28 protein-coding genes are annotated in these 23,811 nt (G+C 73.8%); 11 read left to right on the plus strand and 17 right to left on the minus strand.

Annotated elements, in window-relative coordinates; all coding sequences use genetic code 11:
* Positions 1-8 precede the first annotated feature (8 nt).
* Complete coding sequence (locus IE177_RS11070) at positions 9-662, minus strand: hypothetical protein (protein WP_190015028.1); 654 nt, start codon at positions 660-662, stop codon at positions 9-11.
* A gap of 107 nt (positions 663-769) precedes the next feature.
* Here IE177_RS11070 and IE177_RS11075 point away from each other — a divergent pair, with 107 nt between their 5' ends.
* The 4 genes from IE177_RS11075 (at position 770) to lnt (ending at position 4,176) form a co-directional block, all read left to right on the plus strand.
* Entirely contained in the window at positions 770-1,240 is a 471-nt protein-coding gene (locus tag IE177_RS11075; protein ID WP_190015029.1) for a nuclear transport factor 2 family protein, read from the plus strand.
* A gap of 66 nt (positions 1,241-1,306) precedes the next feature.
* Entirely contained in the window at positions 1,307-1,825 is a 519-nt protein-coding gene (locus tag IE177_RS11080; RefSeq protein WP_190015030.1) for an RNA polymerase sigma factor, read from the plus strand.
* Entirely contained in the window at positions 1,816-2,499 is a 684-nt protein-coding gene (locus IE177_RS11085; RefSeq protein ID WP_190015031.1) for a hypothetical protein, read from the plus strand. The genes IE177_RS11080 and IE177_RS11085 overlap by 10 nt, the downstream gene beginning before the upstream one ends.
* 102 nt (positions 2,500-2,601) lie before the next feature.
* Positions 2,602-4,176 (plus strand): apolipoprotein N-acyltransferase, encoded by a 1,575-nt coding sequence (gene lnt, locus IE177_RS11090; protein WP_190015032.1) that lies wholly within the window; start codon positions 2,602-2,604, stop codon positions 4,174-4,176.
* Here lnt and IE177_RS11095 read toward each other — a convergent pair.
* Together IE177_RS11095 and IE177_RS11100 are read right to left on the minus strand one after the other, a co-directional pair.
* Positions 4,094-5,005, minus strand: coding sequence for a Gfo/Idh/MocA family protein (locus IE177_RS11095; RefSeq protein ID WP_190015033.1), 912 nt, complete (start codon positions 5,003-5,005; stop codon positions 4,094-4,096). The two genes, lnt and IE177_RS11095, sit on opposite strands and share 83 nt — an antisense overlap.
* A gap of 10 nt (positions 5,006-5,015) precedes the next feature.
* Positions 5,016-6,194, minus strand: a complete 1,179-nt coding sequence (locus tag IE177_RS11100) for an FAD-dependent monooxygenase (RefSeq protein WP_190015034.1) — start codon at positions 6,192-6,194, stop codon at positions 5,016-5,018.
* Between the two features lie 73 nt (positions 6,195-6,267).
* On the opposite strand from IE177_RS11100, the gene IE177_RS11105 reads away from it, so the two are divergent.
* Together IE177_RS11105 and IE177_RS11110 are read left to right on the plus strand one after the other, a co-directional pair.
* Positions 6,268-6,858 carry a TetR/AcrR family transcriptional regulator gene (locus IE177_RS11105; RefSeq protein ID WP_190015035.1) on the plus strand — a complete coding sequence of 197 codons (591 nt, stop codon included), beginning with the start codon at positions 6,268-6,270 and terminating at the stop codon, positions 6,856-6,858.
* A gap of 190 nt (positions 6,859-7,048) precedes the next feature.
* A complete protein-coding gene (locus IE177_RS11110; protein ID WP_190015036.1) occupies positions 7,049-7,513 on the plus strand; it encodes a hypothetical protein in 465 nt (154 codons plus the stop codon).
* 61 nt (positions 7,514-7,574) lie between these two features.
* On the opposite strand, the gene IE177_RS11115 is transcribed toward IE177_RS11110, so the two are convergent.
* The 7 genes from IE177_RS11115 to IE177_RS11145 form a co-directional block, all read right to left on the minus strand.
* Entirely contained in the window at positions 7,575-8,090 is a 516-nt protein-coding gene (locus tag IE177_RS11115; RefSeq protein WP_190015037.1) for a hypothetical protein, read from the minus strand.
* 107 nt (positions 8,091-8,197) lie between these two features.
* Positions 8,198-8,881, minus strand: coding sequence for a uracil-DNA glycosylase (gene ung, locus IE177_RS11120; protein WP_190015038.1), 684 nt, complete (start codon positions 8,879-8,881; stop codon positions 8,198-8,200).
* Positions 8,882-8,975: 94 nt separating this feature from the next.
* On the minus strand, positions 8,976-10,553 hold the full coding sequence (locus IE177_RS11125; RefSeq protein WP_190015039.1) for an ABC transporter substrate-binding protein: 1,578 nt from the start codon (positions 10,551-10,553) through the stop codon (positions 8,976-8,978).
* A gap of 202 nt (positions 10,554-10,755) precedes the next feature.
* On the minus strand, positions 10,756-11,517 hold the full coding sequence (locus tag IE177_RS11130; protein ID WP_190015040.1) for an SDR family oxidoreductase: 762 nt from the start codon (positions 11,515-11,517) through the stop codon (positions 10,756-10,758).
* Between the two features lie 21 nt (positions 11,518-11,538).
* Positions 11,539-12,300, minus strand: coding sequence for a 3-oxoacyl-ACP reductase FabG (gene fabG, locus IE177_RS11135; protein WP_190015041.1), 762 nt, complete (start codon positions 12,298-12,300; stop codon positions 11,539-11,541).
* A 147-nt stretch (positions 12,301-12,447) separates the two neighbouring features.
* Positions 12,448-12,876 (minus strand): DUF3037 domain-containing protein, encoded by a 429-nt coding sequence (locus IE177_RS11140; protein WP_190015127.1) that lies wholly within the window; start codon positions 12,874-12,876, stop codon positions 12,448-12,450.
* Positions 12,877-12,893: 17 nt separating this feature from the next.
* Positions 12,894-13,664, minus strand: a complete 771-nt coding sequence (locus tag IE177_RS11145; RefSeq protein WP_190015042.1) for a HipA family kinase — start codon at positions 13,662-13,664, stop codon at positions 12,894-12,896.
* Between the two features lie 181 nt (positions 13,665-13,845).
* Between IE177_RS11145 and IE177_RS11150 the strand changes: the two genes are divergently transcribed.
* Both IE177_RS11150 and IE177_RS11155 read left to right on the plus strand, forming a co-directional pair.
* Positions 13,846-14,334, plus strand: a complete 489-nt coding sequence (locus IE177_RS11150; RefSeq protein ID WP_190015043.1) for a Rieske (2Fe-2S) protein — start codon at positions 13,846-13,848, stop codon at positions 14,332-14,334.
* Between the two features lie 235 nt (positions 14,335-14,569).
* A complete protein-coding gene (locus IE177_RS11155) occupies positions 14,570-15,040 on the plus strand; it encodes a pyridoxamine 5'-phosphate oxidase family protein (RefSeq protein ID WP_190015044.1) in 471 nt (156 codons plus the stop codon).
* Positions 15,041-15,064: 24 nt separating this feature from the next.
* Here the strand turns inward: IE177_RS11155 and IE177_RS11160 are convergent, their stop codons facing one another.
* Positions 15,065-15,967 (minus strand): LysR family transcriptional regulator, encoded by a 903-nt coding sequence (locus IE177_RS11160; protein ID WP_190015045.1) that lies wholly within the window; start codon positions 15,965-15,967, stop codon positions 15,065-15,067.
* Positions 15,968-16,041: 74 nt separating this feature from the next.
* Here IE177_RS11160 and IE177_RS11165 point away from each other — a divergent pair, with 74 nt between their 5' ends.
* On the plus strand, positions 16,042-16,977 hold the full coding sequence (locus IE177_RS11165; RefSeq protein ID WP_190015046.1) for a DMT family transporter: 936 nt from the start codon (positions 16,042-16,044) through the stop codon (positions 16,975-16,977).
* A gap of 78 nt (positions 16,978-17,055) precedes the next feature.
* Here IE177_RS11165 and IE177_RS11170 read toward each other — a convergent pair whose 3' ends face one another.
* Entirely contained in the window at positions 17,056-18,387 is a 1,332-nt protein-coding gene (locus IE177_RS11170) for an aminotransferase class I/II-fold pyridoxal phosphate-dependent enzyme (protein WP_190015047.1), read from the minus strand.
* A gap of 50 nt (positions 18,388-18,437) precedes the next feature.
* Between IE177_RS11170 and IE177_RS11175 the strand changes: the two genes are divergently transcribed.
* Positions 18,438-19,118 (plus strand): pyridoxamine 5'-phosphate oxidase family protein, encoded by a 681-nt coding sequence (locus IE177_RS11175; protein ID WP_190015048.1) that lies wholly within the window; start codon positions 18,438-18,440, stop codon positions 19,116-19,118.
* A gap of 49 nt (positions 19,119-19,167) precedes the next feature.
* Here IE177_RS11175 and IE177_RS11180 read toward each other — a convergent pair whose 3' ends face one another.
* The 5 genes from IE177_RS11180 to IE177_RS11200 form a co-directional block, all read right to left on the minus strand.
* The gene (locus IE177_RS11180) at positions 19,168-20,112 is read right to left on the minus strand and encodes a DMT family transporter (RefSeq protein WP_190015049.1); all 945 of its coding nucleotides are present in this window, start codon (positions 20,110-20,112) and stop codon (positions 19,168-19,170) included.
* 190 nt (positions 20,113-20,302) lie between these two features.
* A complete protein-coding gene (locus IE177_RS11185) occupies positions 20,303-21,307 on the minus strand; it encodes an EamA family transporter (RefSeq protein ID WP_190015050.1) in 1,005 nt (334 codons plus the stop codon).
* 69 nt (positions 21,308-21,376) lie between these two features.
* Complete coding sequence (locus tag IE177_RS11190; RefSeq protein ID WP_373305062.1) at positions 21,377-21,997, minus strand: Clp protease N-terminal domain-containing protein; 621 nt, start codon at positions 21,995-21,997, stop codon at positions 21,377-21,379.
* Positions 21,998-22,136: 139 nt separating this feature from the next.
* A complete protein-coding gene (locus IE177_RS11195; RefSeq protein ID WP_190015051.1) occupies positions 22,137-22,763 on the minus strand; it encodes a PadR family transcriptional regulator in 627 nt (208 codons plus the stop codon).
* Positions 22,764-22,889: 126 nt separating this feature from the next.
* Positions 22,890-23,255: a MerR family transcriptional regulator gene (locus IE177_RS11200; protein ID WP_190015052.1), complete on the minus strand. Its 366-nt coding sequence runs from the start codon at positions 23,253-23,255 to the stop codon at positions 22,890-22,892.
* 103 nt (positions 23,256-23,358) lie between these two features.
* Here IE177_RS11200 and IE177_RS11205 point away from each other — a divergent pair, with 103 nt between their 5' ends.
* Positions 23,359-23,793: a hypothetical protein gene (locus IE177_RS11205; RefSeq protein ID WP_190015053.1), complete on the plus strand. Its 435-nt coding sequence runs from the start codon at positions 23,359-23,361 to the stop codon at positions 23,791-23,793.
* The last annotated feature ends 18 nt before the right edge of the window (positions 23,794-23,811 follow it).

A 23,811-nucleotide genomic window follows, 5' to 3' on the forward strand; every position in this document is an offset into this window, starting at 1 on the left:
CCGCCCGGTCAGGCGTCGGCGGCACCGCCGAGTCCGGCACACCGGGTCCACAGGGACAGATCGCTGCTCGTCGCCACGGCGAAGGTCTGTCCGGAGGGCGAGAAACCCGCGGCGCGCAGCTCGGAGTAGTGGGAGTGGAAGACGTGCCACCAGCCTTCGCCGTGCGGGCCGTCGTGCGGCAGTCCGCCGTCACGGGAGAGCAGGACACGCTCGTTCGGCCAGGCCGGGGCGACGGTCTCCAGCTTCCAGCCGCCGTCGCTGGTGGTGTGCAGTCCGCCCCCGAACAGCCCGGCGACGCGCACCCTTCTCCCGGCGACCGGCCCCAGTCCCGGGCAGGACGCGGCGGGATCCGCGTCGCGGCCGCGGTCATCGGGGTCCGGGTCCCGGTCCCGCGCGATCCTCTCCCCCGTCACGGCGTCGAAGAGACCGTGACCGTCGTGCGAGACGGCCATCACCAGGTCGTGGCCGGTGCGGGGGTGAGAGGCGAAGCCGATCCCGAGGAGCCCGCCGACCGGCGCGTGGGCGATGCGCCGCCAGGGCTCGGGCGCCGGCACCACGGGGGCCGCGAGGAGCCTGTCACGCATCGCCCGCTGGTAGGCGGAGAGCCCCGGTCCGGGGCCCGGCCGCCCGATCACCGGTTCGGTCTTCGTCCACTTCGTCACGTGACCATGATTCCTGCTCCGGCGCGGTCGCCCAACCGGGTTGACGCCCGCAGCGAACATCGCGCGCGCCTCTTGGCTCCGTGCCCGCCATGCCCAACACTGTGCCGATGACACAGCGCACGGAGCTCGCGACCGTGATGGACCGGCTGGCCGTGGACGAGCTGATCACCGAGTACGCGGTGACGGTGGACGACGGCGACTGGACGGCGTACCGGAGGCTGTTCACGGCGGACGGGCGGGCCGACTACCGGTCCGCCGGCGGCATCGAGGGCGAGGCGGGGCAGGTCGCCGGCTGGCTCGGCGAGAGCCTGGCGCGGTTCGGCATGTGCCAGCACCTGATCGTCAACCGCCGGGTGCGCTTCGGCCTCCTGGACCACGACACCGGTGACACCGCCCGGGTGCGGGCCGACTACCTGAACCCGCTGCGGTTCACGGGCGACGGCGCCCCCGCAGGACCCGACCTGGTGTGCGGCGGCCGCTACGACTTCGGTCTGCTGCGCACCCCGGAGGGCTGGCGGCTGCGCGAGGTCGTCGTCCAGGAGATGTGGCGCCGGCCGCGGGCACGGGAGGAGGGGTGACGGCAGGACAGCACGGATCGCGGGACCGGCTGTAAGGATGCGCCGGGTCTCCGACATGTAAGAGGCGTGGAGACCCTGAAGACCAGGAACGACCGTGAGCGCGCCGCGCGGTTCACGGCCTTGTATGTCCGTGAGCACCCGCGGGTGTGCGCCTATGTGCACCGGCGGTCGGGCGACCGGGGGGCGGCCGAGGAACTGGCCGCCGAGGTCTTCCGTACCGCGTGGGAGCGCATGACGGCCGGCCACGACGTGGGAACCGGGTGGCTGTTCGTCACCGCGCGCAACCTGCTGAGCAACCACCACCGCTCCGTGGCGCGCCTGACGCAGGCGCACCGCGCCGTCGCCGAGGCACTGGGCCGCACGCCGGCGTCCGTGCAGGACGAGGCCGTTCTCGACGCCCTGGACCGGTTGCCGTCCCAGCATCGCGAGGTGCTGCTGCTGAGCTACTGGGACGGGCTCAGCGCCGCCGAGGCCGGCGAGGTCCTCGGATGCCGTGCGTCCGCGGTATGGGTCCGGCTCCATCGAGCCCGCAAAGCGTTCCGTGACGTCTACCGACTGCCCCAGGAGCGTGTCCGATGCGCGTGAAGCCTCTGATCCAGAACGCCGACCCGGTCCCGCACGCGGCGCGCGAGAGCCTGTCGGCACGGGCCGCCGGCGAACTCGCCGCGCTGGTCGGCCCCGACGCCGCGGTCCCTCCCCCGGCCCGGCCGGACGGCCGCCCGACCCGGCGGGGTTTCCTGATGGCCGCCGTCGCCACCGGTGCCGCCGTCGCCGTCGGCGGCACCGCCCTCTTCGGGCTCAGGGGGGATCCGGACGGGCCGGGCGGCCGTCCGACCGGACCGGGCGGCGGCGCCGTCGCCGACGAACCGTACTTCGGCGGCACGGCCGACCTGGAAGGAGCGGCGACCCTGATCGTACGGGCGCGTCTCGGCGCCGGGCACGAGGAGACCGTCGAGGGCGTCGGCACGACGGTGGCCCCGGCGAAGGTGGTGGCGACCGCCAAGGGCCGGGTGCCCGGCGCCGAGATCCAGGTCTTCTACACGACCCCCGGATCCGGGCCCGAGACCACCGGGTTCACCGCCGGGCAGGAGTACGTCCTCCTGCTCGAAGAAGGAGCGGGCGGGCGCTACTTCCTGGTGAACACCACGCAGGGGTGGTACGCCGTCGAGGACGGTGCGGCGGTCCCCGGGAAGGACAACCGCGTGGCCCTGAGCCCGGAGGTGCGCAGGGCGCTCCGGCTCGCGCCCCGGCACCGGTGACGCGGCACCACGCCTCACCGCGGACCTCGTGTTGCACCCGGTCTGTCGCGAGATCGACCCCGGCGCGCACACTGGAGCCAGCGCTGGGTAGAGAGGGTCCCTATGAGGACGATCGAACGCTGGCTCACCTCCCCCTGGCGGCGCTCCACGGCCGCCGCGCTCGCGGGAGCCCTCCCCGTACTCGCGTTCCCGGCGCCGTCGCTGTGGTGGTTCGCGTACGTCGCTCTGGTCCCGTGGATCCTGCTGGCCCGCTCGGCGCCGACCGGGCGGCGGGCGGCCTGCGACGGCTGGTGCGGCGGTTTCGGCTTCCTCGTGGCCGTGCACCACTGGCTGCTGCCGAGCCTGCACGTGTTCATCTTCCTGATAGCCGTCCTGATGGGCGCGCTCTGGGCGCCCTGGGGCTGGCTGGTGCGCCGCTTCCTCGGCGGGGCGCCGTCGCCGGGCCGGAGCGCCGCCGCGCTGCTCGTGCTGCCCTCCGGCTGGCTGACGGTGGAACTGGTGCGCTCCTGGCAGGGGCTGGGCGGCCCGTGGGGCATGCTGGGCGCCAGCCAGTGGCAGGTCGGCCCGGCGCTGCGGCTGGCCTCGGTCGGCGGGGTCTGGCTGCTCAGCTTCCTGGTGGTGGCCGTCAACGTGGCGGCGGCCGTCCTGGTGTCCGTGCGCGAGTCGCGCGTGCCGGCCGTGGCCGGCCTGGTCGCCACGGCGGCGGCGACCACGGCCGCGTGGGCGTGGGCGCCGCACCCGGCCGTCGACGGACGGGTGCGGATCGCGGTCGTCCAGCCGGGGATCGTGGACGGCCGGGACAGCGGGGAGAAGCGCTTCGCGCGTGAGGAGCAGCTGACCCGGCGGCTCGCGGGGCGGGACGTCGACCTGATCGTGTGGGGGGAGTCCAGCGTCGGCTTCGACCTGGGCGACCGGCCCGACCTGGCCCGGCGGATCGCCGCGCTGTCCCGCGCGACCGGCGCGGACGTGCTGGTCAACGTGGACGCCCGCCGTTCCGACCGGCCGGGCATATACAAGAGCTCGGTACTGGTCGGCCCGGACGGCCCGACCAGGGAGCGGTACGACAAGATGCGGCTGGTCCCCTTCGGCGAGTACATACCCGCCCGCTCCCTGCTGGGCTGGGCCACCTCGGTGGGCAAGGCGGCCGGCGAGGACCGCAGGCGCGGCACCGAGCAGGTCGTGATGAACGCCGGCCACGGGCTGCGGATCGGCCCGCTGGTGTGCTTCGAGACGGCGTTCCCGGACATGAGCCGGCACCTCACCGAGGACGGCGCCGACCTCCTGCTCGGCCAGTCCTCCACCTCCTCCTTCCAGCACAGCTGGGCCCCGGAGCAGCACGCCTCGCTGGCCGCGCTGCGCTCCGCCGAGACCGGGCGCCCGATGGTGCACGCCACGCTCACCGGTGTCTCGGCGGTGTACGGTCCGGGCGGGCAGCGCCTGGGTCCGTGGCTCGGCACCGGCGCGAGCGCCACCCGCGTGTACGACGTGCCCCTCGCGCACGGCACCACGCCGTACGTCCGTTACGGCGACTGGCCGGTGCACGGGGCGCTGCTGGTGCTGGCCGCGCTGTGCGCTGCGGAGGGGATGCGGGCGCTCAGGACGCGCCGGAGCGGTCCTGAGCCGCTCGTACCACCCGCTCGCACAGTTCGTGAGTCGCCAGCGCGTCCCGGGCGCTGAGCACCTTCCCGGCGCGCACGGCGTCGAGGAAGGCGAGGACCGCCTGCTCGATGCCGCGCTGCCGGGCCACCGGCACCCAGTCGCCGCGCCGGCGCACCGTCGGCTGCCCCTTGTGGTCGACGACCTCGGCGAGGTTGAGCACCTGGCGCTTGGTGTCCTGCCCCGAGACCTCCAGGATCTCCTCCGCCGAGCCGCTGAGCCGGTTCATCACGCCGAGCGCGGTGAAGCCGTCCCCGCCGAGCTGGAGCACGACGTGGTGGAGCAGTCCGTCCTGGACGCGGGCGCGCACGGTCACGTCGTCGACGGGCCCCGGCACGAGGAAGCGCAGGGTGTCGACGACGTGGATGAAGTCGTCCAGGATCATGGAGCGCGGTTCCTCGGGCAGCCCGATCCGGTTCTTCTGCATGAGGATCAGCTCGCGCGGGTGGTCCAGGCACTGGGCGTATGCGGGCGCGTAGCGCCGGTTGAAGCCGACGGCCAGGGAGACGCCGTGCTGCTCGGCAAGGCGCACCAGCCGCTCGGAGTCGGCGAGTTCGTGGGCGAGGGGCTTGTCCACGTAGGTGGGTACGCCCGCCTCCAGCAGCCGGGTGACGATCTCGGGGTGGGCGACGGTCGGCGCGTGCACGAAGGCGGCGTCGAGCCCGGCGGCGATCAGCGACTCCAGGCTGGTGTGCCGCTGTTCCTCGGGCAGGTGGAGGGTGTCCGCGACCCGGTGCAGGGTCGCCGGCGTGCGGGTCTGCACGTGCAGGTCGACGCCCGGCAGCGTGCCCAGCACCGGCAGGTACGCCTTCCGCGCGATGTCCCCGAGTCCGATGCAGCCGACCTTCACGTGCTCTCCCCTACCGCTGCTCGCCCGCGTGCTCCTTCCCGGAAGCATAAGGGGGCCGCCAGTCGGCGATGCCGTCGAAGCCCCGCAGGAACAGGGCGGGCCCGGCCTTGGACAGGGCCGCGACGGCGGTGTCGCGCAGGGCGACGGCGGCGCGGTTGCCGGCCATGTTGAGGCGGGCGACCCGGACGGCCCGGCGGGCGACGGCCGTCGTGCGCGCGAGCCGGGCGCCGGTGTAGGCGGGGAGATCGCGGCTGTGGTGGGCGAGGACGACCGCGTCCTCGATGGCCTGGTTGCCGCCCTGGCCGAGGGTGGGCGGCATCGCGTGGGCGGCGTCGCCGAGGAGGGCGACGCGACCGCGGTGGTAGGCGGGCAGGGGCTCGGCGATGTGGTGGACGTCGTGCCGGAGCACGTCCGCGGGGCGGGCGGCGGCGAGGACGGCGGGGACCGGGTCGTGCCAGTGGCCGTACCGGCGCAGCAGCTCGGCCTTCTCGTCGTCCGGTGCCCGCTCCCCCGCCGGGGTCCTGGCCGCCGCGTAGGCGTAGACGCGGCCGTCCTTCAGGGGGTGCGTGCCCCAGATGTGGCCGCGGCCCCAGGTCTCGTGCGAGGCGAACTCCACGCCGGGCACCGGGATCAGGACGCGCCAGGTGGTGAACCCCGCGTACACGGCCCCGGGGTGGGCGGGGAACAGGGCGGTGCGGGCGCGCGAGTTGACGCCGTCCGCGCCCACCACCAGCTCCGCTTCCAGCTCCCCCTCCGCGGTGGTCACCCGGGCGGGCCGGGCCCTGCCGCCGGGGTCGGTGACGGACGCGGCGGCCGCGGTGCGGACGGTGCCGGCCGGGAGCAGCGCGGCGAGCCGGTCGACGAGCGTGGCCCGGGCCAGCAGTACCAGCGGGCCGCCGAAGCGGGCGGCGGCGGCCGCGGCGCTGGTACGGACGAGCCAGCGGCCGGCCGGGGTGCGCAGCCCCCCGTCGCCCTGCCAGGCGGCGAGATCGCGGATCTCGTCGCCGACGCCGAGGACGTCCAGGGCGCGCAGGGCGTTCGGGGCGAGCGAGATGGCCGCCCCGACGGGTTCCAGCGAGGGCGCCCGCTCCAGCACCGTCACCTCCCAGCCCTGCCGGTCCAGGGCGGCGGCCGCGGCCAGGCCGCCGATCCCGCCGCCGATGACGATCGCACGTACCCGTCGTGTCACGACCCCTCCAGTGACTACACCTGTAGTGGACGTGAGCCTACTACAACCGTAGTGAGCTGGATAGGCTCGTCGTATGTCCGTACGCACCCCCGGCGCCTCCCGCGCCGATCTCGTGGCCGACGCCGCCCTGGCCCTGCTCGCCGAGCGCGGCATGCGCGGGCTCACCCACCGGGCGGTGGACGAGACGGCCGGCCTGCCCCCGGGCTCGACGTCGAACGTGGCCCGCACCCGGCAGGCGCTGCTCGAACTCGCGGTGCGGCGGCACGCCGAGCGGGAGGCGCGGGTGCTGGCGCTGGGAGAGATGCCGGATCCGGGCGACGGACTCGACGCGCTCGCCGAGGGAGTGGCTCGCGCGGTCCACCGCCTGCTGACCCACGACCGCGCCCTGCTGATCGCCCGCTACGAATTGGCCCTGGAGGCCACCCGGCGCCCGGAACTGCGGGCCTTCTACGACCGGGCGGGCGCAGTGTTCAAGGAAGAGCTGGCCGTGATGCTCACGGCCGCGGGCTCCGCCTGCCCGGGCCGGCACGTACTGTCCCTGGTGGCGTGGGCGGACGGACTGATGTTCTCCTGCGCGGCCGGTTCGTTCAGCACGGAGGTCCCGGGCCCGGAGGACATCCGCGCGGGGCTGCGGGAACTGCTGGCGGGCCTGCTGGGTAGGTGAGGACGCGTGGCGGCGGCCGCGACGGCCGGACGAGGACGCGGGCACGACGGCCTGGGCCGCGGCCCGGGCGGCCGGCCGTCAGCCCCGGTACCCCGGCATCCCTCGCACGGGGCATGAGTTCACCCGGGCGGGGGCGTCAACCTCCGCTCCGTGCTGCCAAGCCCGGGGTCGAACCAGCAGAGTTGCGCGAGTGCATCGATCGACCACCACCGCAGCCCTCCTGGTCACCGTGACCCTCTCTGCCCTCTCCGGCTGTATGACGGTCGCGGGGTCGGCAGTACCCGGTTCCCCGCCGGACACGGCGCCGTCACGGCCGTCGGCACCCCGGCCGGACGGCAGCGGGCGGCCCCGGGTGGTGCAGGCGCCGGCCCGGGAGGCGCTGGAGCTGGCCGGACCGTCCCAGCCGCAGCAGCCCGCCGCGCCGGCCGCACCGGACCGGGCGGCGGGCGCACCGCCGCAGGCGAACCGGCAGCCGCCCGCTCCCCCGCGAGCCCGGTCCTACCCGAACAGCCCGCGGCGGTCGCACGTCGGCGTCCCGGACTTCGCGCAGCCGGGCGCGAAGGCCCCGGACGTGTGCGCCATCGGCAAGCAGTACGGCGGCTGGGGCGTCGGCAGCCCCGAGTCGCTGATCTGCGGACAGGCCTACGGCCACTGACGCTCCGGCCTCGCGGCGTTTCCGCCGAGCCACGCCCGTGCCAGGACCTGGCGGAAACGGCCTAGCTCGGCCGCTGCCGCGGAGGCCCCCAGCTGTCGCCGTCCGGGGCGCCCTGCCCCTCCAGCCGCCGCTCCAGGCGGCGGATCGCGGCCCGGACACCGTCGCCGTAGCCGTCGTCGGGCAGGTCGCCCGCGGCGGTACGGGCCCGGCGCAGATGGCTGCGGGCGGCCTCGGCGCGGTCCAGTTTGACGTAGTCGGCGGCCAGGTTCAGGTGCAGGGACGGGAGGAAGCCGCGGACGCTCGGCGGGGCGCCGTCGCGGCCGCCGGCCAGTTCCTCGGCGGCCGACAACGCCCTCAGGTCCCAGGCGAGTTCGTCCGCCGGCTCGTCCTGGGTGTCGGCGAGGTAGTGGGCGAGGGTGCACCGGTGCAGCGGGTCGCCGTGCTCGCCGAGCTCCGCCCACAGATCCAGGAAGCGGCTGCGGGCCTCCTCGCGGTCGCCGCCGTGGTGCAGCATGACGACCTGGCCGATCCGCGTCAGCACGGCGTCCGGCGCCGCCTGCTCCTGTCGCTCCGCCACCGCGTCCTCCGGCCGTCGTCAGCTGTCCGCTTCCGACGCTATCCGGCACCGCCGGGATTCCGGGTCAGGCGGCCCCGCACGGCACGGCGCCGCCCGCCGGCCGGGGGTCAGCCCAGATCGGGGATGCGCCAGTCGACGGGCTCGTGGCCCTGCAGGGCGATCGCCTCGTTGATCTGGGTGAAGGGGCGGGAGCCGAAGAACTTCTTGGCGGACAGCGGCGAGGGGTGGGCGCCCTTGACCACCACGTGCCGGGTCTCGTCGATCAGCGGGAGCTTCTTCTGCGCGTAGTTGCCCCACAGGACGAAGACCGCCGGGTCCGGCCGGGAGGCCACCGCGCGGATCACCGCGTCCGTGAACTTCTCCCAGCCCTTGCCCTTGTGCGAGTTGGCCTCGCCGGCCCGGACGGTGAGCACCGCGTTGAGCAGCAGCACGCCCTGCTCGGCCCACGGCATCAGGTAGCCGTTGTCCGGGACCGGCAGGCCCAGCTCCTGCTGCATCTCCTTGTAGATGTTCCGCAGGGAGGGCGGGGTCCGCACGCCCGGCCGGACCGAGAAGCACAGGCCGTGGCCCTGGCCCTCGCCGTGGTACGGGTCCTGGCCGAGGACCAGCACCTTGACCTTGTCGTACGGTGTCGCGTCCAGCGCCGCGAAGACCTCCTCGCGCGGCGGGTAGACGGGACCCTTCGCCCGCTCCTCCTCGACGAACTCCGTCAGCTCCTTGAAGTAGGGCTGCTGCAGCTCGTCGCCCAGAACCCCGCGCCAGGACTCGGGCAGCATGGCGATGTCGGTCACGTCAACGTCCTCACGATGTCGATCAATTGCGGCGTGCGGTCACTCCCTCCAGAACCTACAGGCGACCACTGACAACCGCCGCCGCGCGGGCGGTTCACCAACTGGTCTTGCGGTGCAGCATCCACATCATCATGATCGTCGACGGGTCCAGGGCCTGTTCGCCGCCGGAGATGTCGTCGCTGGCGGCCACGTACTGCCGGCCCTGCCACAGCGGGAGCAGCCGGGCGTCCTGCACGATGATCTGCTGGGCCTGCTCCATGTCCTTGACGGTCTGGGCGCGGTCGCTCTCCGCGCGCGAGTGGGGCAGCAGCTGCCCGGTGATCTCCTTGGACGGGTAGGGCGTGCCGAGCGCGTTGTGCTCGCCGACGAACGGCGCGATGAAGTTGTCCGCGTCCGGGAAGTCCGGGAACCAGCCGCGCCCGAACACCGGGTACTGGCCCTTCTGGTAGCCGACCACGTAGTCCTTCCAGGGGCGGCTCTTGAGGGTGATCGTGAACAGGCCGGAGCCCTCCAGCTGCCGCTTGAGCTCCTGGAACATCAGCCCGGTCTCGGAGCCGTAGCGGTCGGTGGTGTACCAGAAGGTGAGCGGGACGCGCTGCGTGATGCCCGCGTCGGAGAGGATCGAGCGCGCCTTGGCGACGCTGGGGTTGCCGAAGTCGTCGAAGAAACCGGTGGAGTGGCCGGTCAGGCCCTTGGGGACCATCGAGTACAGCGGGTCGACGGTGTCCTTGTAGACCTTGTGCGCGATGGCCCCCCGGTCGACGATCTGCGCGACGGCCTTGCGCACGGCGGGCTGCTTGGCCCAGGAGTCCTTGGGGTTGAACACCAGGTAGCTGATGTCGGTGCCGGCGCCGTCGACCAGCTCCAGGTCGGTGTCGTTGTGCTTCTGCAGCGCGATGATGTCGTCGGCGGCGAGACCTCGGTAGGTGACGTCGACCTGCTTGTCCCGCAGGGCCTTGACCATGGTGGACGAGTCCTGGAAGTAGCGGATCGTCACCTCGTCGTTCTTGCGGTCGGCGAAGCCGTCGTAGTTGCCGTTCTTGGTCAGGACGGCCTGCTTGCCCTCCTCGTACGACTTCAGCTCGTACGGTCCCGAGCCGTAGACCTTGTCGTCCTTGCGCAGCGAGTTGGCCGGGTAGTCGTCCGGGTCGACGATCGACATGGCGGGGGTGGCCAGCACGAACGGGAAGGTGGCGTCGGACTGGTTGAGGTGGAAGACCACCTCGCGGTCGCCGGAGGTCTCGACGCGGTCCAGGCTGCCGAGCAGGCCCGCGGGGCCGCCGGGGGCGTTGATCGTGCGGATGCGGTCGATGGAGTGCTGGACGGCCTCGGCGTTCAGCGCGTCGCCGTCGGCGAACTTCATGCCCGCGCGCAGCTTGCAGCGGTAGGTGCGGCTCGTCGAGTCGGTGAAGGAGCAGCTCTCGGCGGCGTCCGGCTGGGGCGTGGTGGAGCCGTTCGGATAGGCGAGGAGCGTCTGGAAGATGTTCCGGTACAGCTCCCACGAGCCGTCCCAGGCGCCGGCCGGGTCCAGCGTGCTGGGGGCGCTGGTGGTGCCCACGACGATCGGCCCCGCGCTGTCGGAGTCGTCGTCGGAGAACAGACTGCAGCCGGTCACCAGGGATATGGACGCGATCGCCGCGACTTTCCGCAGGAATCGGTTCCGGTTGAACACGCGCACGCTCCTCGATCTGCCATACCAAGGGTCGGCAGACCATACCGCAGCGTCCGGGCCGCTGAACCTACCCCGGAGCGGCTCTTCTTGATCGATTGAGCGATGACTACGTTGTCATGCGGCGATATGTGGTCCGGACGGCGTTTCGGGCGCCGTTCCGCGGGGAAACGGCGCCCGAAACTGCTGTCCAGCACGTGGACGGTCAGCCCACGCCGGCGTTGAGGAAGATGCCGCCGTCCACGACGAGCGTCTGGCCGGTGACCCAGTCGGACTGCGCGGAGGTGAGGAACGCGGCGGCTCCGCCGATGTCGGAGGGCACGCCGAGCCGGGCGAGCGGGTAGGCGGCGGCCGCCTCCTCCTCGCGTCCCTCGTACAGGGCCTCGGCGAACTTCGTCTTCACGACGGCCGGGGCGATCGCGTTGACCCGTACCCTCGGCGCGAACTCGTGCGCCAGTTGCTGGGTCAGGTTGATCATGGCGGCCTTGCTGACGCCGTAGGCGCCGATGAACGGCGAGGGGGCGAGGCCGGCGACCGAGGCGATGTTGACGATCGCACCGCCGTTGTCCTTCTGCCAGGCGTGCCAGGTCTTCTGGGCGAGGCCGAGCGCGGAGATCACGTTGGTCTCGAAGACCTTGCGGGCGACGTCGAGGTCGAGGTCCGCCATGGGCCCGAAGACGGGGTTGGTGCCCGCGTTGTTGACCAGGAAGTCGAGGCGGCCGAAGGCCTCCATGGTGCGCTCGACGGCCTCGGCCTGGTGGCCGAGGTCGTGCGCCTTGCCGGCGACGCCGATGACCCGCTCGGCGCCCAGGGCGGCCACGGCCTCCTTCAGGGCGTCCTCGTTGCGGCCGGTGATGCACACGCGGTCGCCACGGGCCACGAGTGCCTCGGCGACGCCGTAGCCGATGCCGCGGCTCGCACCCGTGATCAGGGCGACCCGGCCGGACAGCTCCGGGAGTTCAGTCATGTCGGTGATTCCCCAGGCTTCCTAGTCGAGCGGTCCGCCGGCCACGTACAGCACCTGGCCGGAGACGAAGCCGGCCGCCTCGCCGGCGAAGAAGGCGACGGCGTTGGCGATGTCCTCGGGCTCGCCGACGCGCTGGACCGGGATCTGGGTGGCGGCGGCCTTCTTGAAGTCGTCGAAGCCCATGCCCACGCGGTCGGCGGTGGCCTTGGTCATCTCGGTGGCGATGAAACCGGGGGCGACGGCGTTGGCGGTGATGCCGAACTTGCCCAGCTCGATGGCGAGGGTCTTGGTGAAGCCCTGCAGACCGGCCTTGGCGGCCGAGTAGTTGGCCTGGCCGCGGTTGCCGAGCGCCGAGGAGGAGGACAGGTTGACGACCCGGCCGAAGCCCGCGTCCACCATGTGCTTCTGGACGGCTTTGGTCATCAGGAAGGAGCCGCGCAGGTGCACGTTCATGACGGTGTCCCAGTCGGAGACGCTCATCTTGAACAGCAGGTTGTCGCGCAGCACGCCCGCGTTGTTGACGAGGATCGTCGGGGCGCCCAGCTCCGCCGCGATCCGGGCGACGGCCGCCTCGACCTGCGCCTCGTCGGAGACGTCCGCGCCGACCGCGACGGCCTTGCCGCCGGCCGCGGTGATCTTCTCGACGGTGTCCTTGCAGGCGGCCTCGTCGAGGTCGATCACGGCGACCGCGTGACCCTCGGCGGCCAGCCGTACGGCGGTGGCGGCGCCGATGCCGCGCGCCGCGCCGGTGACTACCGCGACCCGCTGTTCAGTGGTGGACATTGCTGCTTCTCCTCGCCCTTGAGAGAACCTGTCGGGGTCCTGGAAGGGGCCCCTCGTGCGGTGAGCGACCGCTTAGTACCTTCAGCACCCGTGACGCTAGAAGGCCTGGCACCCGGTGTCAACGGCACATCCGGCCGGTGTGATCCATTACCTCACGAGGAGGTCCAGCAACCGCTCCGCCTCGGCGGCCGGGTCGCCGGTCAGCCCGGTGTGCACGGGGCCGGGCTGCACGACGGTGGAGCGGGGAGCGATCAGCCAGCGGAAGCGCCGCCCGGCGTCGTCCCCGGCCGCCTGCCCCGCGTCGTCGCCGCCCGCGCAGATCTTCTCCACGGCCCCGAGCGCGGCCCGGATCCCCGCCACGTCGGCCCGCGGGTCCAGCGCGAGCAGCCGGGCCTCGTCCAGGTGGGTGCGGGCGCCGACGTAGGCCCCGGCGCGGGAGTAGACGACGACGCCCGCGTTGATGCACTCCCCGCGCTCCACCCGCGGTACGACCCGCAGCAGCGCGTACTCGAACACGTCCCGGTCCCCGCCCTGGCCCGCCCGGGTGATGTGCCGCTCGGCCACATGGCCGGCCATGTGGATGTGCCGCTCGCTCACTTGCCCTCCTCGATACCGGTGCCGGTGATGCGTTCGGCGATGACGGCCGCCCGGGCCAGCAGCGGCCGCGCGTAGGCCCGGCGCAGCTCGTCCGGGGTGCCGAAGCCGGGCTCGTCGGCGAGCCAGGCGTCGGGGATCTCGGCGGTGACCTCGGCGAGCAGGTCCTCGGTGACCCTGGGTGCCAGCTCGGCCGCGGCCGCTGCGATGTCCGGGCCGAAGCGGGCGAGCGCGTGGTCGCCCGCGTCGTAGGGCCGCGCCGCGGAGGCCTCGGCGGCGGGCCAGTTGTGGTGCCAGATCATCGTGGCGCCGTGGTCGATGAGCCACAGCTCGCCCCGGTGCACCAGGAGGTTGGGGTTGCGCCAGGAGCGGTCGACGTTGTTGATCAGCGCGTCGAACCAGACGATCCGGCCGGCCTCCCGCGGGCTCACCGCGAAGGCGAGCGGATCGTAGCCGAGGGCGCCGGAGAGGAAGTCCATGCCGAGATTGGCGCCGCCGCTCGCCCGGAGCAGGTCCTGCACCTGCTGTTCGGGCTCGCCCAGTCCGAGGACCGGGTCGAGGTGGACGGTCACCAGCCGGGGCATCCGGAAGCCGAGCCGGCGGGCGAGTTCGCCGCACACCACCTCGGCGACCAGGGTCTTGCGACCCTGTCCGGCGCCGGTGAACTTCATGACGTAGGTCCCGAAGTCGTCGGCCTCGACGAGCCCCGGCAGCGAGCCGCCCTCACGCAGGGGCGTGATGTAGCGGGTCGCGGTGACTTCCTTGAGCATCGCCCCAGGTTACTGGGGTACGGGCCGGGTCCGCGGCGGACTTCGGCCCACGGCCGCGGCGCACGGCACGCGTCTCACCGGGCGGCGGATCCGGCCGGCCGTCTGAACAGGCGGTGCCCGGGACCCGTACCCCTGGGCGGACCGACCGGAAAGACGAGAAGCTCCGCGGAAGGAAACCCCCATGACCAGCGCATCGCTCCAGCCCGGAACGGGACCGGCCCGCCGTACCGTCGTGGCGGCGGCCGGCGCGGCGGGACTCGCCGCCGCGCTGACCGCCTGCGGTTCGGACGACGGCTCGTCCGACACCGTGAACACCGGTTCGGGTTCCTCGGGCGCGGCCGGCTCCGGCGGCGCCTCGCAGGGCGGCGCGCCGGCGGCGGGCGGCACCGTGCTCGCCAAGACCTCGGACATCCCCGAGGGCGGCGGCAAGATCTTCAAGGACCAGGGCGTCGTGGTCACGCAGCCGACGGCCGGCACGTACAAGGCGTTCTCGTCCAAGTGCACCCACCGGGGGTGCGCGGTGGGCAGCGTGGCCAAGGGCGCGATCGTCTGCCCCTGCCACAACAGCCACTTCTCCGCCGAGGACGGCAGCGTGAAGCAGGGCCCGGCGACCGAGCCGCTGCCCCCGGCGAAGATCACCGTCTCCGGGGACGAGATCAAGCTGGCCTGAGCCGGCACGCCGGCGCGGAACCCGGCCGGTGAACCGGCGGGCCGTTCGGCGGCCCGGAACAGGCGCGCGCCGCTCCCCGTGCCCCACACGTACCCTTTCGCCGCGGTACGGGGCGCCGGGAGCGGCCGTGCCGGGCCGCGGGCGAAGGGCGGGCCCGTTCCCTTGTCCGACGTGATGTCAGAGGATCTCCGTGGCACGGAGTTCTCTGGCACGACGTGGGAGAAGAGGGGACCGCATGACCGTCACACAGCAGCGCCGGGGCCGGAAGATCATGATGACGCCGGGCGAGCTGGACGAGTTTCTCACCGCACAGCGCACCTGCCGGGTCGCGACCGTCTCGGCGGACGGCGCACCGCACGTCAGTGCGCTGTGGTTCGCCTGGGACGGCGCCTCGCTGTGGCTGTACTCGGTGGTGCGCAGCAGGCGCTGGGCGCAGTTGCGCCGCGATCCGCGCGTGGCCGTCGTGGTCGACTCGGGAGAGGAGTACGACCAGTTGCGCGGGGTCGAACTGTCCGGCCGGGTGGAGTTCGTGGGCGAGGTGCCGCGCACCGGGGAGCTGTGCGCCGAACTGGACACGGCCGAGACGCTGTTCGCGCGGAAGAACTTCGGTATGGACGAGATGCCGCACGACGGCCGGCACGCGTGGGCGCGGCTGACCCCGGAGAAGATCGTGTCCTGGGACTTCCGCAAGCTGGGCGGGGCATAGGGCCGGGCTCGGCAGGGCCGGGGCTCAGCCGAGTTTCTGAGCGGTCGCGCGCAGGGCCCCGACCGCGGCCCGGATCGAGGGCCGGCGGTCGGCGTCCGCCCGCCAGACGACGTACACGTGCCGGCGGACGCGCTGCGCGACGGGCACCAGGACCACGCCTTCGGGCACCGGGTGGCGGCCCAGCGACGGTGCGATGCACACCCCCAGTCCGGCCGCGACAAGGTTGAGCTGCGTATGGGTCTCGCCCGCACGGTGGCCGACGATCGGCTCGACGCCCTTGGACCGGAGGGTGAACAGCAGCCACTCGTGGCAGAACTCGCCCTCGCCCCAGGTGATCCACTCGTCCTCGGCGAACTCCGTGAGCTCCACCTCGTCCCGGTCGGCGAGCCGGTGCCCGGCGGGCATGGCGACATCGGCCGGGTCGTCCAGCAGGGGCGCCTTGACCAGGCCGTCGGGCACGGGCATCGGCTTGTTGTACCAGTCCAGGACCACGGCGAGGTCGAGGTCGCCGCGGACCACGCCGGCGATGCCCTGCTCAGGCTCCAGTTCGCTGGAGCGCACGCGCAGACCCGGGTGCTCGGCGCGCAGGGCGCCGAGGGCGGCCGGGAAGAGACCGCGGGCGGCGGTGGGGAACGCCGAGACCCTGAGTTCACCGACGACCTGGCCGCGGTGCGCCTCCAGGTCGGACTCGGCGAGTTCGACCTGCGACAGGATGCGCGCCGCATGCTCGGACAGCAGCCGGCCGGCGTCCGTGAGCCGCACGCCCCGGCCGTTCTTGGCCAGGAGCCGCTGACCGATCTCCCGCTCCAGCTTGCTCAGCTGCTGGGAGACCGCGGACGTGGTGACGTGCAGCGCGTCGGCGGCGGCGCTGACCGAGCCGTGCCGGGCGAGGGCGTCGAGGGTGCGCAGGCGCTCAAGGCTCAACATGTAAGGAATCCTAAGAGGTACCAGGTGAGAAATCTCGATTGTCCTACGAGGTTGATTCCCGCATCGTTGAGGGCATGAGCACGGTCACCGCCTCCCGCACCCAGTCCCCCGCCCCCGCCCGCCCCCGCGCCCGCCTCGACTGGCGGCTCCGCTTCGGCGCCCTCAGCCTGGTCTGGGGTTTCAGCTTCCTGTTGATCAAGGTGGCCACGGGCGGGTACGCCCCGTTCCAGGTCACCCTCGGGCGGCTCGTCTTCGGGACGGCGGTGCTGGGGGCGGCGATGGCCCTGAAGCGGGAACGGCTGCCGCGCGGGGCCCGGCTCTGGGGCCACATGACGGTGGCCGCGTTCTTCCTGAACGCGCTGCCGTTCTCCCTCTTCGCCTACTCGGAGCTGACGATCCCGTCCACGCTCGCCGGTATCTGCAACGCGACGTCACCGCTGTGGGGCATGGCCCTGTCCCTGGTGGCCCTCTCCGAGGACCGGCCGACCCGGGTGCGGGTGGCCGGGCTCGGTCTGGGCTTCCTCGGGGTGCTGACGGTGCTGGGCGCGTGGCAGGGTTTCCACGGCCTGGACGCCACGGGGACGGCGATGGCGCTGCTCGCCTCGCTGAGCTATCCGGTGGGCTGGATCTACGTCCGGCGGACGCTGGCCGGGACGGGCCGTTCCCACCTGTCGATGACGGGTGCGCAGCTGCTGCTGGCGACGCTCCAGCTGGCCGTGGTGACCCCGGTGTTCGCCGGCTTCCCCACGCACGTCCACCTGGTGCCGCTGCTGGCGATCGGCGCGCTGGGTGCGCTGGGCACGGGACTGGCGGTGCTGATCCAGTACGGGCTGGTCGCCGAGGTCGGCCCGACGACCGCGCAGATGGTCACCTACTTCATCCCGGTCATCGCCACGGCCGCCGGGGTGGCGATCCTCGGGGAGTCGCTGAGGTGGACGACTCCGGTGGGGGCGGTCATCGTGCTCGCCGGGGCCGCGCTGACCCAGGTGCGGCGCAGGGGCGAGGCCTAGGTTGTGTCCGCGAAGGCTCCCGGGGAACCGTCCGCGGCGGCTCGGCGCGCTGAGCGCGGGGCCGCCGTTCGTGCGCCCTCAGGCGTAGGAACGCCCCGGTGACGGCCGTACCGCCGCGGCGACCGCTTCCGCCAGGGGGTCGATGTCCCGCGCCGTGAGCGTCGAGACCGTGAGGCGGATGCCCGGCGGGGAGTCGATGCGGAACCGGGCACCCGGGGCCACCGCCCAGCCCGCCTGCAGCAGCCGCGCCACCGCACCGGTCTCGTCCGGGACCGGTACCCAGACGTTCATCCCGCTGCGGCCGTGGGCGACGACGCCCCGCTCTGCCAAGGCGTCCACCAGCCCGTCCCGGCGGACCCGGTACGACCGTGCCACCGCCGCCCGGTCCACCGCGCCGTCCGCCCACAGCCGGGCCACGGCCCGCTGCACCAGCAGGCTCACCCAGCCCGGGCCGAGGCGCTGGCGGCCACGCACCCGGTCGATGGTCACGGTGTCCCCGGTGAGGACGGCGAGGCGCAGGTCGGGGCCGTAGGCCTTGGCGGCGGAGCGGACGAAGGCCCAGTGCCGGGTGGCTCCGGCGAGCGTGTGCAGCGGCAGGTCGACGATGCCGTGGCCGTGGTCGTCCTCGATGAGCAGCGTGTGCGGGTGGCCCCGGAGTACCGCACGCAGGGCTCGCGCGCGCGTGGCCGTCACCGAGGCGCCGGTGGGGTTCTGCGCGCGGGCGGTGACGACGAGGGCGCGGGCTCCGGATCCGAGGGCCCGGCGCAGGTCGTCGACGCGCGGCCCGTCGTCGTCCACGCCGACGGGTGCCGTGCGCAGCCCCAGGGCGGGGACCAGGTCGAGGAGGCTGCCCCAGCCGGGGTCCTCCACGGCGACCGCGTCGCCCGGTCTGAGGTGGGCGGCGAGGACGCGTTCGATCGCGTCGAGGGAGCCGGACGTCACGGCGGGCGGCCCCGCCGGGACGCCGTCGGCGTCGAGTTCGGCCCGGGCGATGCGGACGAGGTCCGCGTCCAGCGGGTCGTCGCCGTAGAGGACGGGCTCGCGGTCGCCGAGCCCGGCCGCGGCGGCGAAGGCCGGGGCGAGACGGGGCAGCAGGGCCGGGTCGGGATTGCCGTCGGCCAGGTCGCGACCGCCGGGCGGCACTTCCACGCGCAGCTGTTCGCGGCCGGTCGTGGCCGGCTTGGGCCGCACGCGGCTGCCGCGACGGCCGGCCGTTTCGATGACCCCGCGTTCGCGCAGCGTGCGGTAGGCGGCCGCGACCGTGTTCGGGTTCACGCCCAGGTGAGCGGCCAGCTCCCGCATCGGGGGCAGCGACTGTCCCGGCTCCAGCTCGCCCGCCCCGACCGCGCGCTCCACCTCGGCCGCGATCTCGGCTGCGCCACGCCCTTCGATCCGATATTCTCCTAGCACAAAGTCTATTATGCACTAGTGCAATACGGGTCGCCATGGAGGGGACGTTCATGCAGGGCACCACCGGGGAAACGCAGACCGCCGCGTACACGCCGACCGACCGGACGGTGCCCACGCGCTCCGCGGACCGGGCGTCGTACGACAGGGAACTGGTGCACTCGATACTCGACGAGGGGTACGTCTGCCATCTCGGCTTCGTCCGCGACGGCGCCCCGGTCGTGCTGCCGACGCTGTACGGCCGGGTCGGCGAGCGGCTCTACGTCCACGGGTCCACCGGCTCGCGCCCCCTGCGGATGACCGGTCAGGCCGACCCGGGCCTGCCGGTGTGCCTGACCGTCACCCATGTCGACGGGCTGGTGCTGGCCCGGTCGGCGTTCCACCACTCGATCAACTACCGCTCGGTCGTGGTGCACGGCGTCGCACACGAGGTCACCGACCCCGAGGAGCGGCGCCTGGCCCTGGACGCGCTGGTGGACCACGTCGTGCCGGGCCGCGCCGCGGACTCCCGGCCCGCGAACAGGAAGGAGCTGGCCGCGACCGCGGTGATCCGACTGGATCTGCGCGAGGTGTCGGCCAAGGTCCGCACGGGTGGGGCCAACGACGAACCGGAGGACCTGTCGCTGCCGCACTGGGCCGGGGTGCTCCCGCTGCGCAAGGGCTACGACGCCCCGGTCGCCAACCCCGACCTGACGCCGGGCATCGAGCTCCCGGACTACCTCGCGGCGCGGTAGGGCGGACCGGTCGGGCCGGGACCGGTCCGCCCTGCGGCCGATCCGGCGCTCAGGCCGGGACGGGCCCCCGGCGGCCGGCCCCGCGTGCCTCGCCCACGGCGAGGCCCACGACCGCGCCGAGCAGGAGCAGGGTGCCGGCGGTGGTGGCCGCGGTGAGCCGCTCGCCGAGCAGGGCGACCGCGAGCACGGCCGCCGTCACCGGTTCCAGCAGCATGATCACGGAGACCGTGGCGGACCGGACGACGGCGGCTCCGGCGAAGTAGAGAGCGTACGCCAGGGCCGTCGGCACGGCGGCGATGTACACCAGGAGCCACAGCAGCCGCGCCGGGTGGGCGGTGTGCGGCAGCAGCCCCTCCTGCAGAGCGAACGGCAGCAGGCACAGGCCGGTGACGGCGAAGGACCACACGGTGGTGCCGGCGGCGTCCGCGCCGCCGTCCCGGCCCCACCAGCGGGTGAGCAGGGTCATGACCGAGTAGCCGGCGGCCGACGCGAGCGCGAGCAGCACACCGGCCGGCCGGACCGTCGCGGCCGTGCCGCCGAGGGTCAGCACGCCCAGGCCGGCGAGTGCCCCGGCCACGGCGAGGACGCCGCCGGCGCCCAGCCGTTCGCCGAGCAGCAGCCGGGCGCCGAGCGCGATGAGCACGGGCCCCGCGCCGAGGGTGACGACGGTGGCCACGGCGAGCCCGGTCGACTCCACGGCCGCGAAGTACGCGGTCTGGAACAGGGCGAGGCCGAGGCCGGTCGCCAGGGCCCGGCCGATCCGGCGGCGCAGCGGTCCGGCCGCGGCCGGGCGCCCGCGCGGGCGCAGCCGGCGGCCGGCCAGCAGCAGGAGCAGCCCCAGCGCGCAGCGCCAGAAGGACAGGCCGAAGGCGCCCATGTCGCTGGTCCGGTAGACGAGCGAGGCGGCGGCCCCGACGGTGCCCCAGGCGGCACCGGTGATGATCAGGTACAGCAGGCCGCGCCCGACGGGCAGGCGGGAGGCATCGTTCGGCAAGGGATCGTCTCCGCAGGAGCGCACACGACGGTGCGGAAGTTCGGGGGCGCCCCGCCTCGGCGGGACGCGCGGACTTCGTCTGCGGGCAGCACCGTCAGGCCCGGCGCGGATGCGCGGGGCGGCTGTCCGGGGCCCGCCTCAGGCGGTGGGCGGCGAGAGGACGAGTGCGTTCGACGGCATGGGCACCACCCTAGGCACCGGTGCCGCGGGCCGACAACTCGCGTTCCGCGCCGCCCGACGCCACCGGCTCCGGTGAGCCCTTGGCGGGCGCCGAGGACTGGGCGATGAACGCGCCGACCAGGACGACCGCGCCTCCGACGACCTGCGGCACGGACAGGTGCTCACCGAGCAGGACCCACGCCAGCACGGTCGCGATCACCGCCTCCAGGCAGGCGACGACCCCCGCGACCTGCGGGGACAGCCGGCGCACCGACAGCACGCCGGTGATGTACGCGAGCACCGTGGCGATCAGTACGATCCAGGCCAGCAGGGCGGCGGCCGGCACCGGTGTCCCGTTCATGTCCGCGGTCCGGGACAGCGCAGACCAGTCCATGCCCCACGGCCGTGCGACGGCGGTCAGGACGACGGCACCGACGAGCAGGCCCCAGGCGATGACGCCGAGCGGGTCCGGTGCTCGTCCGCCTGCCTCGCCGCGCTGGTCGGACAGGACGAAGTAGCCGACCTGGCAACAGGCGGCGGCGAGCGCGAGCAGCAGGCCCAGGGCGTCGAACCCCAGTCCCGACCAGACCTCCACCACACAGGCGAGGCCACCCGCCGCGAGGACCACGCCGAGCGCGGCGGCGCGCGTCACCGGCCGACGCTGCACGAAGCGCACCCAGCCGAGGACGAGGGCGGGCGCCAGGTACTCGACGAGCAGTGCCACACCGACCGGGATCCGGGAGATCGCGGCGAAGTAGCAGGCCTGCACGCCGGCGACCGCGAGCAGCCCGAACCCGGCGAGCAGGGCGGGACGGCCGCGTACCAGGGCCCGGTGCCGTACGGCGAGCGGCAGCATCACCACGGCGGCGCCGGCCACGCGCAGCCACACCACGTGCAGCGGGTCCAGTCCCGCCTCGATCAACGGCTTCGCGGCGACTCCCGACCCGCCGAAGGCCAGGGCCGAGACGAGCGCGAGACCGAGTCCGGCGCCCTTGCCCCGGCCGCCCTGACTGCTCTCAGACGTTTCCACCGGCACATGATGGCAGGCGCCGACAGGAGCGTCACCCCCCTTGACACCTGTCTCAGCTGGTGGACGGCCGGTTCGTCACCGGTCCGGCCGGCCGTCGCCGGCCGGCTCCCCGGTGCCGGTGCCGGTGCCGATCCGGGCATGGAGGTCCTGGGCGGGGATGCCGGCACGCCCGAGGACCTCGGCCGCACGGGACCGCGGGTCCGCGACGAGGGCGGCGAACAGGTCAGTGCCGGTGGCGCGGGTCTCGCCGCGCCGCCGGGCGCGCTCGCGGGCCCGCGCCAGCGCGACGGCCGCGGCCGGGGACCAGCATTCGCCGGGCCGCGCGCCGCGGTGCGCGCGAGGAGCCGCGGGAGGGGCGTGATCGGCCGGGGCGGCTGGAGCGGGTACGCCGCTCAGCGCCCCGGAGTCCTCCACGCTGCCCTGCCAGCGCAGTCCGTAGCCGATGCTGCGCTGTACGAGATAGCCGAGCAGCCGGACCAGCCGCGCCGGGCCGCCGACGGCCGCGCGCACCTCCGGGTCGTGCTCCAGGAGGGAGTGCAGCAGGTGGGCGGTGTCGATCTGCCGGTCCCCGTCGCGCACGACCCGGCGGCGGGCACCGGCGACCACCGCTGCCAGCTCGGCACAGAGCCCGGCATCGTCGTCCGTGTGGGCGGCCGCATCGTCGTGGACGGTCCGGCGGGCTGTACGGGGGTGCACACCGCCCACCCCATCAGCCACAGCGGCCCGGGTCATCCACGGTGGGAACCATCTTCGCGTCCCGCACGGAGTGGACATCACCGGCCGGGGTCTCCTCCCTGAGGATGAGACCCCGGCCGGACTCGCACATCGGCCGGGCTCAGTGCTCGTCGGCGAGGATGAGGTACAGCTTCTTGCGGGCGTCGTTGACGACGGCCAGCGCCTTCTCCCGCTGTTCCTTGCTGCCGGTCCTCCAGACCTGGCCGAAGGCCTCCATCAGGCCGACGCCCGCCTGCCGGATCTCGCCGAGGGCCTCCCAGTCGACCCCGCGCGAGGCCTCCTCCCAGGGGGCGTCCGGACCCTCCTCGGCGGTGGTGCGGCCGCTCTCGGTGAGGGCGAAGAGCTTCTTGCCGCCCTCGCTCTGGCTGGCGATCAGGCCCTCGTCCTCCAGCATCTGCAGCGTCGGGTAGACCGAGCCGGGGCTCGGCTTCCACGCGCCGCCGCTGCGTTCGGCGATCTCCTGGATCATCTCGTAGCCGTGCATGGGCCGGTCCTTGAGCAGGGCCAGGATCGACGCACGCACGTCGCCCCGCCGGGCCCGCCCCCTGGGACCGCCACGCCCTCGCGGCCCCCAGGGCCCGGGGCCGAAGCCGGGTCCGCCGGGACCGAAGCCCGGCCCGCCCGGCCCGAAGGGCCCGAAGGCGGCCCGGCGGCCGTCGAATCCCCCCGCGCCGCGCCGGCCGGGGCCCTCGTGCCGGTGTCCACGCTCGAAACCGTGCGTGCGCATCACGATCACTCCATTCCATCGATGATCAGTCACGTCTGCATCGCGTATCGGTCGCGATGCCTCAACGATATATCGGAACCTGTCGCGTGGCAATGCCCGGCGCGGGGGCAGAGGGTGTGGACCGGCTCAGCGGGTCGCGTCGGCCGGCCGGAAGGGGCAGCCGGTGCCGACGCGGGCGGCGAGGTCGGAGCGCAGTTCCGCCAGTGCGGCCATGCGCTCGTCGATCATCCGGATCTTGTCCTCGAGCAGCGCGGACAGGGCCTCGGCGCTGTCCGGGGCGTCCCGCAGTTCCGCGCCGTGCCGGGCGATCTCGGCCAGGGTGAAGCCGAGCGTCTGCGCGGTGCGGACGTAGTGCAGCCAGGTCACCGTCTCCGGCCGGAAGTCGCGGTAGCCGTTGGCCAGCCGGTCGCCCTCGATCAGGCCGATCTTCTCGTAGAACCGCAGCGTGTCCTTGGACACCCCGCTCAGCGCGGCCAGTTCTCCGATGCGCATGACTCCCCCGCCGCCCGGTCGACTTGACCTTGGAGCGTACTCCGCTGTCTAGCGTGGCCGGCGCCGCGGCACCCCTGCCCGGCCCCCTGCCCGAGGAGCCCCGATGACCCCTGCAGCCCCCGCCTACCTGCGCCTCGTCCGCACCAGCGGCTGGTACGACCTGATCGTCACGGCGGGCTTCGCGACGCCCTGGACGTACGCGCTGGTGCACCGTCTCCTGTCCGCCGGGGGCGACGCGCTCGGGCTCGGCACGATGCCCGCGCTCACCCCCATGCAGACCCTCTACGCCAACCTCATGGGCTCGGTCGTGGTGGTCTGGGCCCTCCTGCGCGTCGTACGGCCGCTGCCGCTGCACGGTCTCCTCGACGGCACCGCGCGCGTCCTGTTCTCCCTCTGGCAGGCCTACGCGCTGGCCCACGACGGGCCGGCGGTGCTGTGGCCCTTCCTCGCCGTGGAGGTGTCCTTCGGTGCCGCACAGCTCGCACCGTGGGCGCGGGCCCGCGCGCGCAGCGGGCGCGAATCAGTCCGGCACTCGTGAATTGGCCTTGTTCCGGGA

Source organism: Streptomyces lucensis JCM 4490 (genome assembly GCF_014650035.1).
In the GTDB taxonomy this organism is placed as follows: domain Bacteria; phylum Actinomycetota; class Actinomycetes; order Streptomycetales; family Streptomycetaceae; genus Streptomyces; species Streptomyces lucensis.

Excerpts from the sequence above, each read along its gene's own strand:
- IE177_RS11200 (WP_190015052.1), bottom strand. The coding sequence starts at position 23,255 with ATGCGCATCGGAGAACTGGCCGCGCTGAGCGGGGTGTCCAAGGACACG.
- IE177_RS11160 (WP_190015045.1), bottom strand. The coding sequence starts at position 15,967 with ATGTTGAGCCTTGAGCGCCTGCGCACCCTCGACGCCCTCGCCCGGCAC.
- IE177_RS11195 (WP_190015051.1), bottom strand. The coding sequence starts at position 22,763 with ATGCGCACGCACGGTTTCGAGCGTGGACACCGGCACGAGGGCCCCGGC.
- IE177_RS11155 (WP_190015044.1), top strand. The coding sequence starts at position 14,570 with ATGACCGTCACACAGCAGCGCCGGGGCCGGAAGATCATGATGACGCCG.
- IE177_RS11205 (WP_190015053.1), top strand. The coding sequence starts at position 23,359 with ATGACCCCTGCAGCCCCCGCCTACCTGCGCCTCGTCCGCACCAGCGGC.
- IE177_RS11105 (WP_190015035.1), top strand. The coding sequence starts at position 6,268 with ATGTCCGTACGCACCCCCGGCGCCTCCCGCGCCGATCTCGTGGCCGAC.
- IE177_RS11130 (WP_190015040.1), bottom strand. The coding sequence starts at position 11,517 with ATGACTGAACTCCCGGAGCTGTCCGGCCGGGTCGCCCTGATCACGGGT.
- IE177_RS11085 (WP_190015031.1), top strand. The coding sequence starts at position 1,816 with ATGCGCGTGAAGCCTCTGATCCAGAACGCCGACCCGGTCCCGCACGCG.
- IE177_RS11165 (WP_190015046.1), top strand. The coding sequence starts at position 16,042 with ATGAGCACGGTCACCGCCTCCCGCACCCAGTCCCCCGCCCCCGCCCGC.
- IE177_RS11075 (WP_190015029.1), top strand. The coding sequence starts at position 770 with ATGACACAGCGCACGGAGCTCGCGACCGTGATGGACCGGCTGGCCGTG.
- IE177_RS11140 (WP_190015127.1), bottom strand. The coding sequence starts at position 12,876 with ATGGCCGGCCATGTGGCCGAGCGGCACATCACCCGGGCGGGCCAGGGC.
- IE177_RS11150 (WP_190015043.1), top strand. The coding sequence starts at position 13,846 with ATGACCAGCGCATCGCTCCAGCCCGGAACGGGACCGGCCCGCCGTACC.
- lnt (WP_190015032.1), top strand. The coding sequence starts at position 2,602 with ATGAGGACGATCGAACGCTGGCTCACCTCCCCCTGGCGGCGCTCCACG.
- IE177_RS11175 (WP_190015048.1), top strand. The coding sequence starts at position 18,438 with ATGCAGGGCACCACCGGGGAAACGCAGACCGCCGCGTACACGCCGACC.
- fabG (WP_190015041.1), bottom strand. The coding sequence starts at position 12,300 with ATGTCCACCACTGAACAGCGGGTCGCGGTAGTCACCGGCGCGGCGCGC.
- IE177_RS11145 (WP_190015042.1), bottom strand. The coding sequence starts at position 13,664 with ATGCTCAAGGAAGTCACCGCGACCCGCTACATCACGCCCCTGCGTGAG.